The sequence below is a fragment of the Flavobacterium jumunjinense genome (genome assembly GCF_021650975.2).
Lineage (GTDB): Bacteria > Bacteroidota > Bacteroidia > Flavobacteriales > Flavobacteriaceae > Flavobacterium > Flavobacterium jumunjinense.
In genome coordinates, this window is record NZ_CP091285.1 from 99,240 (window position 1) to 115,961 (window position 16,722).

A 16,722-nucleotide genomic window follows, 5' to 3' on the forward strand; every position below is an offset into this window, starting at 1 on the left:
TCTGTATAAAAAAATAGACTTGTATATTTTACAAGTCTATTTTTATTTGAAGTCCAACAATACGTTGTACTGGAATATCATATCTACTTTCAAAAAACACAATTTGATTATTAAAAATTGCTTCAACTAAATAATTATTACCTCTAAAATAGGTTTCTTTCACTACTACTTCAAAAGTTGAATTTTCAGAAACTTCCAATTGATGCGGATACACATAAAGCACATTATCTTCCCATTTAATTTCATTTACTTCTCCAAACAATGAAGCAACATAAAAAGAACCTGGATAAGAATATATTTCTCTAGTTTCTCCTACATCTATAATTGTTCCGTTTCGTAACACCAAAACCTCATCACTAAATGACAATATATCATTAGCATCGTGGGTTGCTACAATACATGTTATTTCTTTTTCTTTTAAATATTTGAATATTTTTCGTCGTAAACTGTTTTTTAAAAAATTATCGATATGACTAAAAGGCTCGTCTAACAACAACAACTCTGGTTCTAAAGCCAAAACTTTAGCTAAAGCAACACGTTGCATTTGCCCACCACTCAAATATTTCACTTTCTCATTCGCAAAATCTGTCATTTCGACAACTTCTAACAATTCTATTATACGTTCTTGTTTCTCTTCTGGATAAAAGTTAGACAAATATTTCCCTACATTTTCAGCTACGGTAATAAAAGGCATCAAATCAAAATCTTGAGCTAAATACTTCATGAAAGGCATTCCTGGAACCAAATGATGTTTAGGACCTAAAACTTGCTGATCATTCCAAAAGATCTCACCTTCGTCCAAATCATACAACCCATAAATTATTTTTAAAAGGGTACTTTTCCCACAACCACTTTCCCCTATTAAGGCTAAATTAGTCCCTTTTTCCAACTTAAAATTAATATCTTTTAAGGTTGACTTATCTTTATATGAAAAATTACTATTGGAAACTGTAAGCATTTTTTTGATTTAAATTTAAACAAATTTACAAAACAATTGAATCTCTATTTACAAGCGACAATATAAATAATCTATTCTAAAAACAATAAAAAAAGACTGCTTTTGTAAGCAGTCTTTTTCTCTATAATATATTATCGATTATTTTCCTGCTTCTTTTTGAGCGTCTTGAATCATTTTTTCATTTGCAACAATTGCAAATTCTACACGCCTGTTTTTACTTCTTCCTGCTTCCGTTTCATTATCTGCAATTGGTTCTACTTCACCCATTCCAACAGTAACAAAACGAGCATTAACCAATCCTTTACTTGCTAAATATGTTTTTACAGCAGCCGCTCTCTGATTTGATAAGTTTAAATTATATTCATCTGCTCCTTTACTATCCGTATATCCGTATATTTTAATATTTGTATCTGGATACTCTTTAAACACAGGAACTAATTTATCTAAATTCTGTTTTGCTTTTGCTGTTAAAGATGCCTTATTAAAATCGAAATTCACTGAGTTCTCTCCTAAAACTAACTTTATACCTTCTCCAACTCTTTCAACTTCTGCTCCTGGTAATGCCTCTCTAATTTCTCTTGCTTGTTTGTCCATTTTATTACCGATAACTCCACCAGCAACACCACCAACAACACCACCAATAACAGCCCCTAATGCTCCGTTACCTCCTTTACCTAAATTATTTCCTAAGATACCACCAATAAGTGCTCCTCCAACAGCACCAATTGCTGCTCCTCTTTGCGTTTTGTTCGAGTTCTTTACTGCTTTACAACTATTTAATGTGATTCCTAATAAAAAAGAAACCAGTACTATTTTTACAATTGAATTTTTCATGATTGAATTATTTTTGTTGTTATTTTAAATCGTTATTATCTTCTATTGAATTGATATACAACTTTTGTGCTTTTTCCTTCAACATTTACATAATCTACCAGTTGAAAAGAGTTTTCTGTTATATTATCAATATTCAGAACATAACCTGCGTCCATCTTCTTCGCTTTCACTCCTTCTAAGAACTTAACTACAAATTTTTCTTCCTTATTTATATACCAAGTAATTGGCGTGTTATAACCACTACATTTCTCTTTAGTCAATCTCATTTCTCCTTTATTATTATTCGAAACAAAACTCCATTCACTCCCAACAAAACATTTAGAATCTTCAATATTAAAAGAAGTAACTTTAATAAATTGAGAACCTGGATAATTTACAGAAGCTATAACCCAATCTCCTTTTATAGCAACTTCTTTTTTCATGTCTAACTTTGTCCCTGTAACAGACTGAGATTTGCAAGCAATAATTAAAACTAATGCTACAAACAACAAAACAATTTTCTTCATAATTATGTGTTTTTATACTGCAAAGTTAATTGATATTTAATTCATTTTGTTTCATAAAAAAACGAAAATTTTATATAATTTAAAGAATAACAAAAAAACGTCAATTTGTCAGTTTTCAAACATTGGTACTTCTTTTGAACTAAGGTTTTAAAATGTTTAATCTTAAAATAGTTATATAATATGTCAAGTGGAAAAATTAATGTATCAGTAGAAAACATCTTCCCTTTAATTAAAAAGTTTTTATATAGTGATCACGAAATTTTCCTTCGTGAATTAATTTCTAATGCAACCGATGCTACCTTAAAATTAAAACACTTAACCAGCATTGGTGAAGCAAATGTAGCTTATGGAGATCCAAAGATTGAAGTTAAAATAGACAAAGAAAACAAGAAGATTCACATTATTGATCAAGGTCTAGGAATGACATCTGAAGAGGTGGAAAAATACATCAATCAAATTGCTTTTTCTGGTGCTGAAGAATTTTTAGAAAAATACAAAGACTCTGCCAAAGATTCAGGTGTAATTGGTCATTTCGGATTAGGTTTCTACTCTGCATTCATGGTAGCTTCTAAAGTAGAACTTATTACAAAATCTTTCAAAGACGAACCAGCTGCACATTGGACGTGTGATGGTAGTCCAGAATTCACATTAGTTCCTCACGACAAAACAGATCGTGGAACAGAGATAATCCTTCATATTGCTGAAGACTCTTTAGACTTTTTAGAAGAGAGTAAAATCAATGGTTTATTATCTAAATATAATAAATTCATGCCTATTCCAATTAAATTTGGAACACGCAAAGAAAAAATTGAACAGAAAAAAGGAGAGTTTGTAGAAAGCGAAAACAAAGATGACGTTTTTACAGAAGTTGAAGTAGACAACATCATTAATAATCCTAATCCAGCTTGGACAAAACAACCGTCCGAATTAAAAGATGAGGATTATAAGAGTTTCTATAGAGAATTGTATCCTATGCAGTTTGAAGAACCGTTATTCAACATTCATTTAAATGTAGATTACCCTTTCAACCTGACAGGTATTTTATATTTTCCAAAATTAGGAGCCGATTTACAAATTCAAAAAGACAAAATTCAATTATATCAAAATCAGGTATATGTAACAGATAATGTAGAAGGAATCGTTCCTGAATTCTTAACAATGCTTAAAGGTGTTATTGATTCTCCAGACATTCCTCTAAATGTATCTCGTTCTTACTTACAAGCTGATGGAAATGTTAAGAAAATTGCTAACTATATTACACGTAAAGTTTCTGACAAATTAAAATCTTTATTCAACGAAAGTCGTGAAGAGTTTGAAAAGAAATGGAATGACATTAAGATTGTTTTAGAGTATGGAATGCTTTCTGAAGATAAATTCTATGAAAAAGCTGGAGATTTCATGTTGTATCCAACAACTGATGGAAAATTCTTTACGCTTGCGGAATTAAAAGAAACATTAGCAGCTAATCAAACTGATAAAGACGGTAAATTGGTTATTCTTTATGCTTCAAACAAAGATGCGCAACACAGTTATATAGACATTGCTAAAGAAAGAGGTTATGAAGTTCTTTTATTAGATTCTCCAATTGTATCGCATTTAATTCAAAAATTAGAAGCAGACAACGAAAACGTAACTTTTGCACGTGTTGATGCCGATCATTTAGACAAATTAATTACAAAAGAAGAAACACAAATTTCTAAACTTTCTGATGAAGAAAAAGAGAAATTAAAAGTTGTTTTAGAAACAATTGTTCCAAAAGAAACATATACTGTTCAATTGGAAGCAATGGATAGCAAACTAACACCGTTCATGATTACACAACCAGAGTTCATGAGAAGAATGAAAGAAATGAGCCAATCTGGTGGTGGTGGAATGTTCGGAATGGGTAATATGCCGGAAATGTATAACTTAGTCGTTAATACAAATTCTGATTTAGCTACTTCAATTTTAAGTACAGAAAACGAAGACACTAAAAAAGCTTTAATCAAACAAGCCCTAGATTTAGCGAAATTATCTCAAGGTTTACTAAAAGGAGAAGATTTAACTTCTTTTGTGAAACGTAGTTTTGAAACGCTTCGCTAAGAAGAAAGAAAATAGAAAAAAGAGAATAGGCATAAACCTGCAAGTGAAAATTTGCAGGTTTTTTTTATATTTTTGAATTTTAAACTTGAAAAAAAAACTAAGAATGTTAAATATATTTAAAACTATCACTACAAAATTAGGAGGTATTGATACTTCGGAATCAAACCATATCGACACATATACTGAAGAAAAAATAAACACTACAGAAGGAACAAAAATTGCAAGTTCTAAAAATAATGGTGGAATTTGGATTAGTTTTCAAGAATTAGCAGGCTATGAGTATATGAACATTACTGTTATTGGTGCTAATAATATGAAAAATTTTAATGGTTGTATTTTAAACTTCATGAATAATGAAACAATCTCATTACAACTAAATTCGGATACACGAGAAATTGAGTCTAATTTTTCTAATGTTTCCAATCGATGGATTACTGATATTTCATTTGATATTACCAATAGTAACATCGATGTGATTAAGAACAATACCGCATCTTACATCAAATTAGAATACAAAAAAAAGTTTGAAATTTTCGACATTTTAAAACCTTAAACAGAGAAGGCTTTTTAATGCATTTAATGCAAAAAACTGACTGAAAAAATTTAAAAAATATACAATAATTCAAAATTTAACAAAAAAGGTAAATTTAATGTAAAGAAATTGTAAAATATAATTATAAGTTTGTAAGCAACAAACAATTAACTATAATTATGAAAAAAATCAATTTCGGAAAATTTGCTTTAGTAGCAGTTTTCACTTTAGGGCTAACTTCGTGTGAAAAAAACGAAGAAAACAATGATTCATCACAAGAACTAAGTACGCTTACTGATGAAATTTACAACACAAAAACAACAGGGGATTTAATTAACGCTGTTTATCAAGGAAACACTATTCAACTTCTAGAAATAGAAAACGGTAAATATTTGTTTGATGGTGATGTTGTATTAGAAAGAAGCGACTTTTTACTTCCAGGAGAAGTAGCAACCGACAAAGGCGTATACGGTGGAGGAACGTGGCCAAACCGAACAGTAAGATGGAAATATGCAAGTGGAGTCTCTCAAAGTTTAAAAGACAAATGGGTTTCCGCAACTAACACTTGGAGAAGTCAACTTGGATTTACTTTTATACAAACTTCAAGCAATTCTGGAGATTATATTTTAGTGCAACAAAACAGTAACGGTTCTGCATATAGCACTAGTATTGGAAGAAGAGGTGGACAACAAGTCATTAGCATGGATCCAAGATATTTTAGCACAGGAAGTATGATTCATGAAATTGGACATGCTGTCGGATTAATCCATGAACAAAAAAGAAGAGACAGAGACTCTTATATTAACGTAAATTATTCAAACATTAGACCGAATTGGAGATCACAATATGACAAATGTTCGGGTTGTACATCAAATGGAACTTTCGATTTTAATTCGATTATGTTATATGGTGCAAGAGCAAGTAGTTCTGTAGTATACAACACAAGTATTCCTGCCATGACTAAAAAGAATGGTTCAACTTGGAATGCGCAACGTTCTTATTTGTCATCTGGAGACAAGGCAGCAATAAATGCTAAATATTAAATAACGTAGAAACACATCTATATTAACCGCTTAAATTAATTTTTAAGCGGTTTTTTTATGATTCAATCCTAGTCTAATTTCTTCAAAAAAATAACCTGTAAAAATTTAACAAAATACGCTATTTTAATGTAACTAAATTGTTAAATATAATTATATGTTTGTAATAATCAAACATAGAACTATATTTTATGAAAAAAATCAATTTTGGAAAATTCGCACTTTTAGCGATTTTCGCTTTAGGCTTTGCTTCGTGTGAAAGTAACGAAGAAAACAATGATTCATCACAAGAACAAAGTTCTATTACAGATGAAATCTACAATGCTAAATCTACTGGAGATTTAATTGACGCGGTCTATCAAGGAAAAATTGTGCAACTTCTAGAAATTGAAAACAACAAATACCTATATGATGGAGATGTTGTATTAGAAAGAAATGACTTTTTACTTCCTGATGAAGTAGCAACAAACAAAGGGGTTTATGATGGTGGCACATGGCCTAACCGAACTGTTCGATGGAAATTCGCTAGTGGTGTATCTCAAAGTTTAAAAGACAAATGGGCTTCTGCAACAAACACTTGGAAAAACGAATTAGGCTTTACCTTTACTCAAATTACTACCACTTCTGGAGACTACATTTTAGTACAACAAAACAGCGATGGTTCTGCTTACAGCACAAGCATTGGAAGAAAAGGTGGACAACAAATTATTAGCGTTGATCCAAATTCGTTTAGTACAGGAAATGTTATACACGAAATTGGTCATGCAGTTGGTTTAATTCACGAACAAAAAAGACCCGATAGAGACACTTATATTACTGTAAATTATTCTAACATTAGACCGAATTGGAGATCACAATATGACAAATGTTCGGGCTGTACATCAAATGGAACTTTCGATTTTAATTCGATTATGTTATATGGTGCAAGAGCAAGTAGTTCTGTAGTATACAACACAAGTATTCCTGCCATGACTAAAAAGAATGGTTCAACTTGGAATGCGCAACGTTCTTATTTGTCATCTGGAGACAAAGCGGCTATAAATGCTAAATATTAAAAAAAACAGAAACACAGATAATTGAAGAACCGTTTGACTAAATTAGTCAAACGGTTTTTTTTATTTAGCTTTACAAAGTATTAATACAATAGCAATGAAAGTAAGACAAAACGCTACCTATACTAAAAACTCATTTCTCTATAGCTTTTCTTTATTTTTTTGACAGAGCGGCCTTTTACGGCTTTAGAGCTATAATTGTTCTACACTTATTAGAAAATCTCACTTTAGACTTAACACGTGGAAAAATATCTGAATACTTAGGTGTTTTTTCGATAGCACTTCTATTCTCCAAATTTATTGGTGCATGTATTGGTGATTTAGCAATTGGAAATAGGAAAGCTACTATAGTTGGTGCATTCCTTCAAGCAAGTGGTGTCTTATTTTTCTGGAATGATTCTTTATACTCAATACTAATTGGTGCTATTTTAATATTAACTGGTGGTGGTTTATATTCCGCAAATTTGACAGCCAGTTTTGGTAAAGAATACGCCAACAAACTATCCAAAATAGACAGTGCTTTTACTTTTTTATATATCCTTACAAATCTAGGAGCATTTACAGGCATATTAACCCTTAGCTATATATCAGAAATAAATTTTAAATATGCTTTAGCCCTAACTTCAATACTCTTTTTTTTAACTGGTTTTCTTTCGCTAGTTACTTCCGATAGAAAAACATCTGATTTTAAAAACAATACTTTTCAACTAGCAAAAAACACATTAATCATTATTGTCTCTTCAATACTAATGGGTGCTTTTTGGTTTATATATGAATTAAATCAAGTTAATTTTCAAACTGAAATACAACATTTAATAGATAGAGACATCTCCAACTTCATAAACCCTTACAGCTACAGTTCTGTTATTCTTGTTGCTCTCTGTATTGTATTAATTTTCTTGTGGCATTTTGTCTATGTAAGACAAATCATAAAAATAGCATTAGGTTTTATTCTAACAGCAATAGGTATCGGTCTGTGTTTTTACTTGCCAGAAATAGCTAATGAAAGTAAAATATACTTAATACTTATCAACTTCATACTCGTTAGTTTAGGCGAGGCATTAATAGCTCCGACGGTAAATGCTTTAATAACAAAATATACCAATCCTAACTATTTAGCTATAGTGTTTAGTATTATTTACCTTCCTTCCTATTTTATTTCAAAAGCATATGAATACCTGAGCAACAACTCAACTATACCAAAAGACATCGATTTGAAAATTGGTTTTACGAGTGCTGTGATAATTACACTCCTTTTATGTATTTCCATCATAAATATTTTCATTAAAAAAAGAAAAAATGAGCAATTATAAAGCTTTCGAAAAGTGGCAGAAGTTGAGTCTTTATTTTAAAAGTTTACTATTTCAAACAATCTAAAAATACTGTCAGTTCCAATTATTCAGAAAATAATTTAAAAAACGCTTAGATAGTTACCATACTTATCTTAATCAATAAAAAAATCTCAAGTGCAAACTTGAGATTTTTAATAGGTAAATTACTTATACAAAATTAAATAATTAATCGTACGCCTCCCAATTGTTCAATTTTATATGGAAATTTTTCTGTAGGTGAACCAATAAACATAAAGTTGACAGGTATATTCCATTTTACTGAAAGCTCTTGAATTAACTTTGGAGTAAACGTTCCTTCTAAAATGATTAGTTCGATATCGATTTCTGGATATTCTCTATCTAAGAAATCAATTTCTTGTTCTAAGTTTGGCGGTCCTAATTTTCCTTTTTCCAAAACAGTAACAATCTTAATTTTTTTAGTATGCTCATTACGCTCAATATAGAGCATTACCTTGTTTAAGGTAGCAATATTATCACCTTTAGTAAAGAACACAAATTCTTGTTGGTTTATCTTATTTAAAATTTGTTTTATTTTCCTATCAATAACTACAGAAAACTTTCGAATAGGATCAAAAAAAGCATCTAATATTTTTAAAACTACTTTTAATAATATCGTTCGATTTAGCATTACCGCAATAAATAGAATTGTAGGCACAAAATAATAAGAGAAAACTTCTAAATTACTTGGTAAATCTGGTTTTGGTGGCATAACAACATTACCAATCAAAGCAACTATAACTGCAAAAATAGCTATAATAACAGCAATCCATGATGCTTTTTCAGGTCTTGGCAAACTATTTCTTTTTATTTTTAATAAAATATTTCCAATACCAAACAAAGCCATTACTGATAAAAATGAGATCGTATAAACACCCGCTAATAAACGCACGTCTCCATTTGTAATCAATAATACGGAAACAGAAAGTAGCAAAAACATGATTACGATTCTATAAGAACTCCCTTTTTTGTTTTTCTTCAAGAAAAATGGAGGTAAAATTCTGTCCAAAGTCATCCGTTCTAATAAACCTGTAACACCTACAAAGCTCGTTAAAACAGCACCGCTTAACACTAAAAAGGCATCGATAGCAATTAATGACGCAATCCAATACCCACCAACATGTTCACCCATTTGAATTAATAACGTGTTTTGATAGGCTTCACTTTGCAGAACTGGAATAGCAAATAAAGCCAATGCAAAAACAGCCATTAAAGGATTAACAATACTTACAATGTACCACATGTTGCGTAAAGTCTTTGGAAAAACACCACTTTCTTGTTCTTCAACAAAATTAGCAGAACTTTCAAAACCAGAAACACCCAACATTGAAGCGGCAAAACCTAAAAAAATAGCCGATGATATACTTCCTCCAGTGGTAGGGAAATGCCAATTTTCAAAAAAAGTCCCAACACCATTAAGAAGTAAAAAATAAATAATGAACACACTCAAAACAACTAATGAAACTAAATGAAAAACAAAAATTCCAATAGCTACTTTCGCTGATTCGGTTATTCCAATTATTGCTAATAAAGCAAAAACACATAAAAGTGCAATCGTTACTGGAATTACTGGTAAAACAGGAATCAAATGATGCAAATAATGTATTCCTTCATTGGCAGAAATAACAGCAGTTGCCATATAGGATAATAAAGTTAAAGTAGCAGCTAAGGAAGCCGTTCCTTTACTTGTTGTATTTAAAAGTGCATTATACGCACCTCCATTTAAAGGTAATGCACCAACCACTTCACCATATATTTTTCGAAAAAGAAATAATACGAGAGAAACAATTAGTAACGTTATCCAAGCATATTGTCCTGCAAAAGCAATAGCTAAAGCTGAAACATATAATACAGAAGAACTAATATCATTACCACAAATAGCAGTTGATGCTAATTGATTTAATTTTTTATGAGGAGCATTCATTTATTTATTTTTATTTTTAATGCACATCAAATTTACTGATTTTTAAATGAATAAGTATAAAAAACAGTAGTATATATATTCGACGACGATAAAAAAATCGAACCAAAAAAACACCCGATTTAATCCACTTTCTATTAATTAGTGTTCGTATGATTAAGTCTTCAAAAATCACTATTAAAAACAGTAAATCAATCCGTTAGAAGCCTACAAAACAAGTCTGTTTTGGTTATTTCATGCCTACTTATGAGCTTCGGACAGCTGAAAATGGTCTACGGACAACTGAAAATGGTCTTCTGAACGCTTCATAATAGCTTCTAACAACTACACACATACTTCTAAATCTTGAAAATTGTTTGCGGAAAATGGAATAATACCTTCTAAGTCCGTTTTTAAGTCTTCTGACAGCTAAAAAAGCACTTTTGACTTATTCTTGAGTATTTTTGTTATGAAAATGGCACTAAGAAACTAGATTATTCAAAACTCTCATTTACTGTAGATTCAATTAAATCAAATTTTCGATTATTTAAAACTACGCTATTAGATACCTGCAATGGTACTTTGTTATTTATTTATTAACGCTCTAAGTTTATCATCTTCTTCAACACTAAACTCTTTTGTTCTCGTACATCTATTAGTCCAATATCCTTTATTATTTTCAGGTTTTAGATTCGCTTTATCAAAAACAGGATAAAAATAACATTGATTAGACAAATAAACTTGATATTCTTTCCCAATTTCAAAACCTAGATAACCACAAGATGCAGAAAGTCGGCTAGTATAGACCGTAATATTTTTTGAAAGTTTTTTCCCTTTATAAGCATAAAGTATCTGCATTTCTATTTTAATAACCCAATCTTTTTCCAAATATTCCAATCTGTCTTTATCCGAATCATACTTAGATGTTATCTTTTTTAATCCGTTTTTATTCAAAGTACTTGAAAAAGTTACAAACTCTTTTTTAATTACTTTAGCATGAACTATTACATCTGTTAACAAATAATCTTCTTTAATATCATCAGTCCTATCACATTTACATGCGAAAACGAAATGATTACTTAGAACAAATAGAAACAGTAAAAAAGCAATTTTCTTCATTTTGAAACCTTTAATTAAGCGACTCTTTTTAACAAATACTGAATAACCTTATACAATGACATCTTCTTTCTCAAATTTTGAAGATTTAAACAAAAAGAAAGCAACCTCTAAGTTTATAAAAATTTCAAGTTTACTAAAACATTTATCATAAAATTCCCATTTCCTTCTTAATAAAGTAAAAATTAATTTTACTTTTAATTTTTTCATTAGCCCTTTTATTAGTCATTTCTAATTTATAAATAATCAAATCTTCTTGTTGCCAAATTTTATTTATTAATTCAAACTTTTCTATTCTGTTAACGAATCCATTGCGGTAATTAATTTCATATTTTTCCTTACTCTCTATTTTTTCTTCAACATAAACATACTCGATTTCACTAATATTCCCTATAGAATCATAAGTTATAAAACTCTCTACTGTTGATTCCTCTTCCTTGTTAAAAGCTAAAGAATAGGCTAAACCATATTTATTATATTTCTTTTTAATTATATCTACACGAGGCTCATTCATATAAATAGAATCGTGGCGTATACTAGTTTCAATAATAGTATCATTCGATTTAGAAAAAATAATTCTTTCATTATCTATTTCATTAGTATGCCTAAATATTTCATACAGTTCATTATTTCTATAACTATAAGTTATAACTCGTAAGGTATCTAATCCATTTGTCATTATATCAGATTTAACATTTCCTTTAGGGTCATAAAAGTACCTTATAGATGTTCCATCATGGCAATAGACATTATCTAGCCGACCTCTTTTGTATGAATAATTATAACTATTTAAAAAATATTGTTCTTTATAATGCGTCCTCTTCAAAATCTTTGAATGTTTATACTCTAATCTTGAAACAAACCTTACTTGTATTGTGTCATCATTTTTATATTTTCCAAAAACTATGTGTTCTATATTATCTCCATTTTTATTAAAAGTAAATTGCTGCTTTAGTTTTTTCTCACATGAATCATCAAGACAATCATATTGATTAAAAACAATAGTCTTTTGAGAAAAGAAACATCCAAAAGAGAAAAAAAAACAAAACCGTAAATATATTTCTCATTCTAATTTTAATATTATGTTGAATTTTTGAATAAATGAAATTAAAAACAAACAACTACTGAGTAATTAATAATAGAACTTAGGCTAGTAGTAAAAATTTAGGAGGCTTTCACCTCCTAATATATTTAAATAGCTGCTACAAAATCTAAAAACACCTTTTTGTGACGCTCTAAATCCATATTTGCAGAAAGTGCGACACGAGCAATATAATCTTTATCTCCTTCTTTTGTAGTTCCTTGTGTAGAAGTAGCAGGAATTGTCCAGTAACATCCTTTCAACTGTCCGTAACTCACGCAATATTTACTTTCATTTGGAATTTCAGTAATCATTAGGTTGATTAACTTAAGATTTAATGCTCTTTTATAGGTTTCTCTTTCTTCGTCTGTATTTCCTTTTGTTGGAAGATCTAACGAAAAAACGGAAGGTGTAAATCCTTCTTCTGCCAATGCTTCTGAAACAAAATTGATTTTTGCCGTTGGTAATACTTCATGAATAAAGTTCACAAACTCACGTGTGTTTTTATAAGCATCAATAATTCTTTGATTCATTGATGGTAATTGTTTTGCTAATATTTCATATTGAAGAATAGTCGCTTCATTATCGCAAAGTAGTAGATGCTTTTCAATTTTTTCCATCAAAGCTTCTGTTTTTTTATTTCCGACACAGTAACCAGCAGTACATTGCCCACCACTTGGAAATTTAGATCCGCTTGCAAATGAAATAGTTCTAACGGTTGAAAGTATATCTTCTTCGCCTAAAAAGTGTACATTAGGACAAAATGTTTGATCTAAAATAAAAACAGGATCAATTGCTATTTCTCCTTTTGCTGTTTTACGTTCTTGACTTAAAACATTTTTTAATTGTATCAAATCTGGCACTTCAACTCTTGGATTGGTTGGAATTTCAGCTATGATGTAAGGAATTGCATCTTCTTTAGCAATTTTAGCCAAAACTACATCAATGCTTTTCACCATATCATTACCACCATCTACTGGTAAGTCTACCACTTCTACATTCTCTAAACAAGCAGCTACACGTCTTGCTTGGTCGTTTGTTCCACCATAACAGTTGGGAGGAACAACAAACTTAATTGCTTTTCCTTTATGATTTTCTTGTGCATGGTGAATTAACCCCATCATAATTGCATATTGAATTGACAGCCCACTAGATCCAACTAATGCCTTTGTTGGCGCATTAGTAATGGTTTCAATTGAATGTAGCACTTCCTTTTTGTTAACTGCTACATTGTTTTTATTCGGCTCAATAAAAGTGGCATCAACTAGTAAGTTTAAAGCAGTGAGACAATTTGCAGGTGTCATTGCAATGGTTTCTCTTCTTCGTACATGTTGAATTTCTGAAACATAACTTTCGTTTTGTTCTCCATTTACTAACAAAACACTTCCAAATTGAGGATGAATAGTGATAAAAAAGTCAATCATTGCATTAAAACTTACTGCAGAGATATCTTCTTGTTCTGAAACAAAAACAGTACTACCATTAAATTTCTCTACATCATCAGCTTTTTCAACTTTCTTTAATTCGAACTTATAACCATAAACCAATTTTAACACCTCAGCATCAAAACAATCAGACAATTGACCTGTATAAACGATTTGTGTATTCTTATTTTCGAATAGATTTTTTCTTAAAATTGCCAAAATAGGAATCGTTTTAGATGAAAAACTGATTACATTTTCTGGTTTTATATGAAGTAGGTTCGCAATTCCCCATTCTAGTACACAAGATAAAGGATGACCTAATCGAATATAATCATAAGCAGTAGGTAATTCACTTAATGCAGATGTACTGGAGTTATTGTTTTTAAACAAATTATCAAACGCTTCTACGAATTGAGTTTTCGCTAATTTTTCATCATAAATATCTAGTCGATGTGTTGTTATACTTAACCAGTCATTTGGTCTATTTTCTAATACATCTTTAATATATTTTAACACTTTATTGTCTTCCATTATTTTCTCCTTTAGATAGACCGCAAGATACATTAATTAGATTTATTTTAAAAGCGTTACAAGACGTTTTGTGGGATTATAACAACTGCTGAATGTATATCATTAGTTTACTATTCGTTCAGATTTAATATCATAATTGATAAATAGAAATCTCATTTTAAATTATATTCAAAACACAAAAAACTAATTCAAAACAGGATCACTTTCCTCTTTTTTATTCTTATTCAACATGTTTGGATCTTCTTTGGCAAGTTTATTCTTGGTTGGAATTTTATAGTTCAAAGTAAAGCCAAACCTTCTTGTGTCTGATTTGCTTTGAAGTAACAAATCTGTTCCCGATGAACCAAATCCTTGTTTATTTGTATTCAATATATCATCAAAATTAATAGAAATGGACAATTTATCATTTAAGAATTTCTTAGAAAGTGTAACATCTAGACTATGACTAAATGATTCTTCTGCTACAAAATAATAGTAATTCCCTTTTGTTGTGCTATAATTATAATTCGTAATAAATTTAATATCTTTTGGTAATACTATTTGAGACATTAGATTAAAAATCCAAAACCCTTTTGTGTCTAAATCTGGTATTTGATGAATTTGATAACCTGCATATGCATATAGAAAGTTTATTTTATCTGGATTAAAATCAAACTTCATTGTTTCTTTTAGTCCTTTTGTAAACAACATATAAGGTATTGGTAAACCAACATTAAAGTTATGTATTTTTAGTTCAGGAACATTTATAGATGTATTAGAAACCACATTACTATTTTCTAACACTCTATTTATTACTTGATTTTTAGCACTACTAATACTATAGCCAATAAAAGCATAATCGAAGGCACTAATTTTCATTCCGAAGTTATCAAAAATAGTAGGTTGCAATTGTGGATTTCCTGAATAGTTAACATTAGGATTTTGATAATTGGTATTATTCGGATTCAATGACGATGTACTTGGTAAATTTATTTTCTTATTGTAATTTACATTGAAATAAATTTGTGGAGCAAAATTATATTGAACACTTGCATTTGGAAAAAAACGGAATTGATTGAAAGGTGTTAAATCGTTCGTATCTGTTTTTCCTTTTATAGAATAATCTTCAGCTCTTCCTCCAAGAATGAAATCGAAACTCTTATAGGAAGATTGGAATTCTAAATAGGTTGCTGCTGTTCTTCTCGTATAATCTAAGTTTGTAGTACCGTCTTGTTTTGTTTCAAACGATAAGTTATCATACAAAGTACCTACACTAATTTTCCCTTCATCTAGAATTTTTATTTCTTCTGAGTAATCGGCTTTAAAATTAAAATAATCTTGCACCGATGAATTATCTAATACATTCACATTCATGAATCTAGAATCTAAATTAAAATCGTTATTATTTCTAATAAAATTAAACTTAAAATCTAACTTCTTGTCGATTGCATCAAATCGTTTCTGATAGGTTGCTACTGCATCTTGACGAATGTTTTTGTTCTTACTAAAATCGTTCGTTTGAAAACCTAAACCAGAACCCAACACATAGGAATCATTATTATTGTAATTCACATCATAATTAAACAATAATCTATCTCTTTTAAAATCGATTGTCATTGCCGATTTTGCAAAAGTACTTCTACCAATTCTGTCTGCTTCTGTATCTGATAAAATAGTATTTGTATTATTTACTCTATTGGTAACAGTAGACCATAGCGCGCTTTCTCTATAGTTTTGACCAACATTTAATTGCCAACCAAAATATTTATTTTTAGAACTCAACATCAAACTATTGTTAAAACGCGCTCTAAATTTATCATAATTTGTAAAATTAGCTCCCGAAGAATAGGTTGCGCTCAAATAGCTTTTTGCTCTTCTACTAGTAATAACATTTATAATAGCTCCACCAGAAGTTGCTGGAAATTCTGCTCCTGGTTGTGTGATAATCTCGACTTTTTCAATACTATTTGCTGGCATACCTTCTAAAAAAGCATTCAAATCGTTAGATGAAATATTCAAAGGTCTTCCGTCTAAAAACACGTCTAATTGTTTTCCTTGATACATCATTCCTGCAACATCAGAAACGATTAAACCTGGTAACTTCTTCAGACCTTCTAAAACAGAACCCGAATTTAAATGGGCCTGCGATTCGAAATCAAATATGGTTCTATCTGGTTTTTGCTCAATAGCTTTTTTCTTTTTTACAAGTACTACCTCATTTAGGTCTACTTCCTTTTCTTTCTCTTTCGTTTCAGTTTGTTGTGCAAACACAACATTTATTCCTTGAAAAAAGATAACAAACAACACAATTAATTTCTTCACAGTTACTTTCAGTTTG

13 protein-coding genes are annotated in these 16,722 nt (G+C 30.0%); 5 read left to right on the forward strand and 8 right to left on the reverse strand.

Annotated features, from left to right (window positions below):
- Positions 1–28: 28 nt before the first annotated feature.
- The 3 genes from L2Z92_RS00405 to L2Z92_RS00415 all read right to left on the reverse strand — a co-directional run bounded on the left by L2Z92_RS00405 (position 29) and on the right by L2Z92_RS00415 (position 2,298).
- Positions 29–958 carry an ABC transporter ATP-binding protein gene (locus L2Z92_RS00405; protein WP_236456884.1) on the reverse strand — a complete coding sequence of 310 codons (930 nt, stop codon included), beginning with the start codon at positions 956–958 and terminating at the stop codon, positions 29–31.
- Positions 959–1,096: 138 nt separating this feature from the next.
- Entirely contained in the window at positions 1,097–1,792 is a 696-nt protein-coding gene (locus tag L2Z92_RS00410; protein ID WP_236456885.1) for an OmpA family protein, read from the reverse strand.
- Positions 1,793–1,827: 35 nt separating this feature from the next.
- Positions 1,828–2,298, reverse strand: a complete 471-nt coding sequence (locus tag L2Z92_RS00415) for a lipocalin family protein (RefSeq protein ID WP_236456886.1) — start codon at positions 2,296–2,298, stop codon at positions 1,828–1,830.
- Between the two features lie 180 nt (positions 2,299–2,478).
- Between L2Z92_RS00415 and htpG the strand changes: the two genes are divergently transcribed.
- From htpG to L2Z92_RS00440, 5 genes are all read left to right on the forward strand, one after another.
- Positions 2,479–4,380 (forward strand): molecular chaperone HtpG, encoded by a 1,902-nt coding sequence (gene htpG / locus L2Z92_RS00420; RefSeq protein ID WP_236456887.1) that lies wholly within the window; start codon positions 2,479–2,481, stop codon positions 4,378–4,380.
- Between the two features lie 103 nt (positions 4,381–4,483).
- A complete protein-coding gene (locus L2Z92_RS00425; protein WP_236456888.1) occupies positions 4,484–4,933 on the forward strand; it encodes a hypothetical protein in 450 nt (149 codons plus the stop codon).
- Positions 4,934–5,091: 158 nt separating this feature from the next.
- Positions 5,092–5,955, forward strand: coding sequence for a M12 family metallopeptidase (locus L2Z92_RS00430; RefSeq protein ID WP_236456889.1), 864 nt, complete (start codon positions 5,092–5,094; stop codon positions 5,953–5,955).
- A gap of 188 nt (positions 5,956–6,143) precedes the next feature.
- Complete coding sequence (locus L2Z92_RS00435; protein WP_236456890.1) at positions 6,144–7,007, forward strand: M12 family metallopeptidase; 864 nt, start codon at positions 6,144–6,146, stop codon at positions 7,005–7,007.
- Positions 7,008–7,468: 461 nt separating this feature from the next.
- A complete protein-coding gene (locus L2Z92_RS00440) occupies positions 7,469–8,317 on the forward strand; it encodes an MFS transporter (protein ID WP_236456891.1) in 849 nt (282 codons plus the stop codon).
- Between the two features lie 196 nt (positions 8,318–8,513).
- On the opposite strand, the gene L2Z92_RS00445 is transcribed toward L2Z92_RS00440, so the two are convergent.
- From L2Z92_RS00445 to L2Z92_RS00465, 5 genes are all read right to left on the reverse strand, one after another.
- On the reverse strand, positions 8,514–10,277 hold the full coding sequence (locus tag L2Z92_RS00445; RefSeq protein ID WP_236456892.1) for an APC family permease: 1,764 nt from the start codon (positions 10,275–10,277) through the stop codon (positions 8,514–8,516).
- Between the two features lie 561 nt (positions 10,278–10,838).
- The gene (locus L2Z92_RS00450) at positions 10,839–11,372 is read right to left on the reverse strand and encodes a hypothetical protein (protein WP_236456893.1); all 534 of its coding nucleotides are present in this window, start codon (positions 11,370–11,372) and stop codon (positions 10,839–10,841) included.
- Between the two features lie 145 nt (positions 11,373–11,517).
- The gene (locus tag L2Z92_RS00455) at positions 11,518–12,048 is read right to left on the reverse strand and encodes a hypothetical protein (protein WP_236456894.1); all 531 of its coding nucleotides are present in this window, start codon (positions 12,046–12,048) and stop codon (positions 11,518–11,520) included.
- Between the two features lie 512 nt (positions 12,049–12,560).
- On the reverse strand, positions 12,561–14,405 hold the full coding sequence (locus tag L2Z92_RS00460; protein WP_236456895.1) for a PLP-dependent aminotransferase family protein: 1,845 nt from the start codon (positions 14,403–14,405) through the stop codon (positions 12,561–12,563).
- A gap of 183 nt (positions 14,406–14,588) precedes the next feature.
- Positions 14,589–16,706 (reverse strand): TonB-dependent receptor domain-containing protein, encoded by a 2,118-nt coding sequence (locus L2Z92_RS00465; RefSeq protein ID WP_379677309.1) that lies wholly within the window; start codon positions 16,704–16,706, stop codon positions 14,589–14,591.
- Positions 16,707–16,722: the final 16 nt, after the last annotated feature.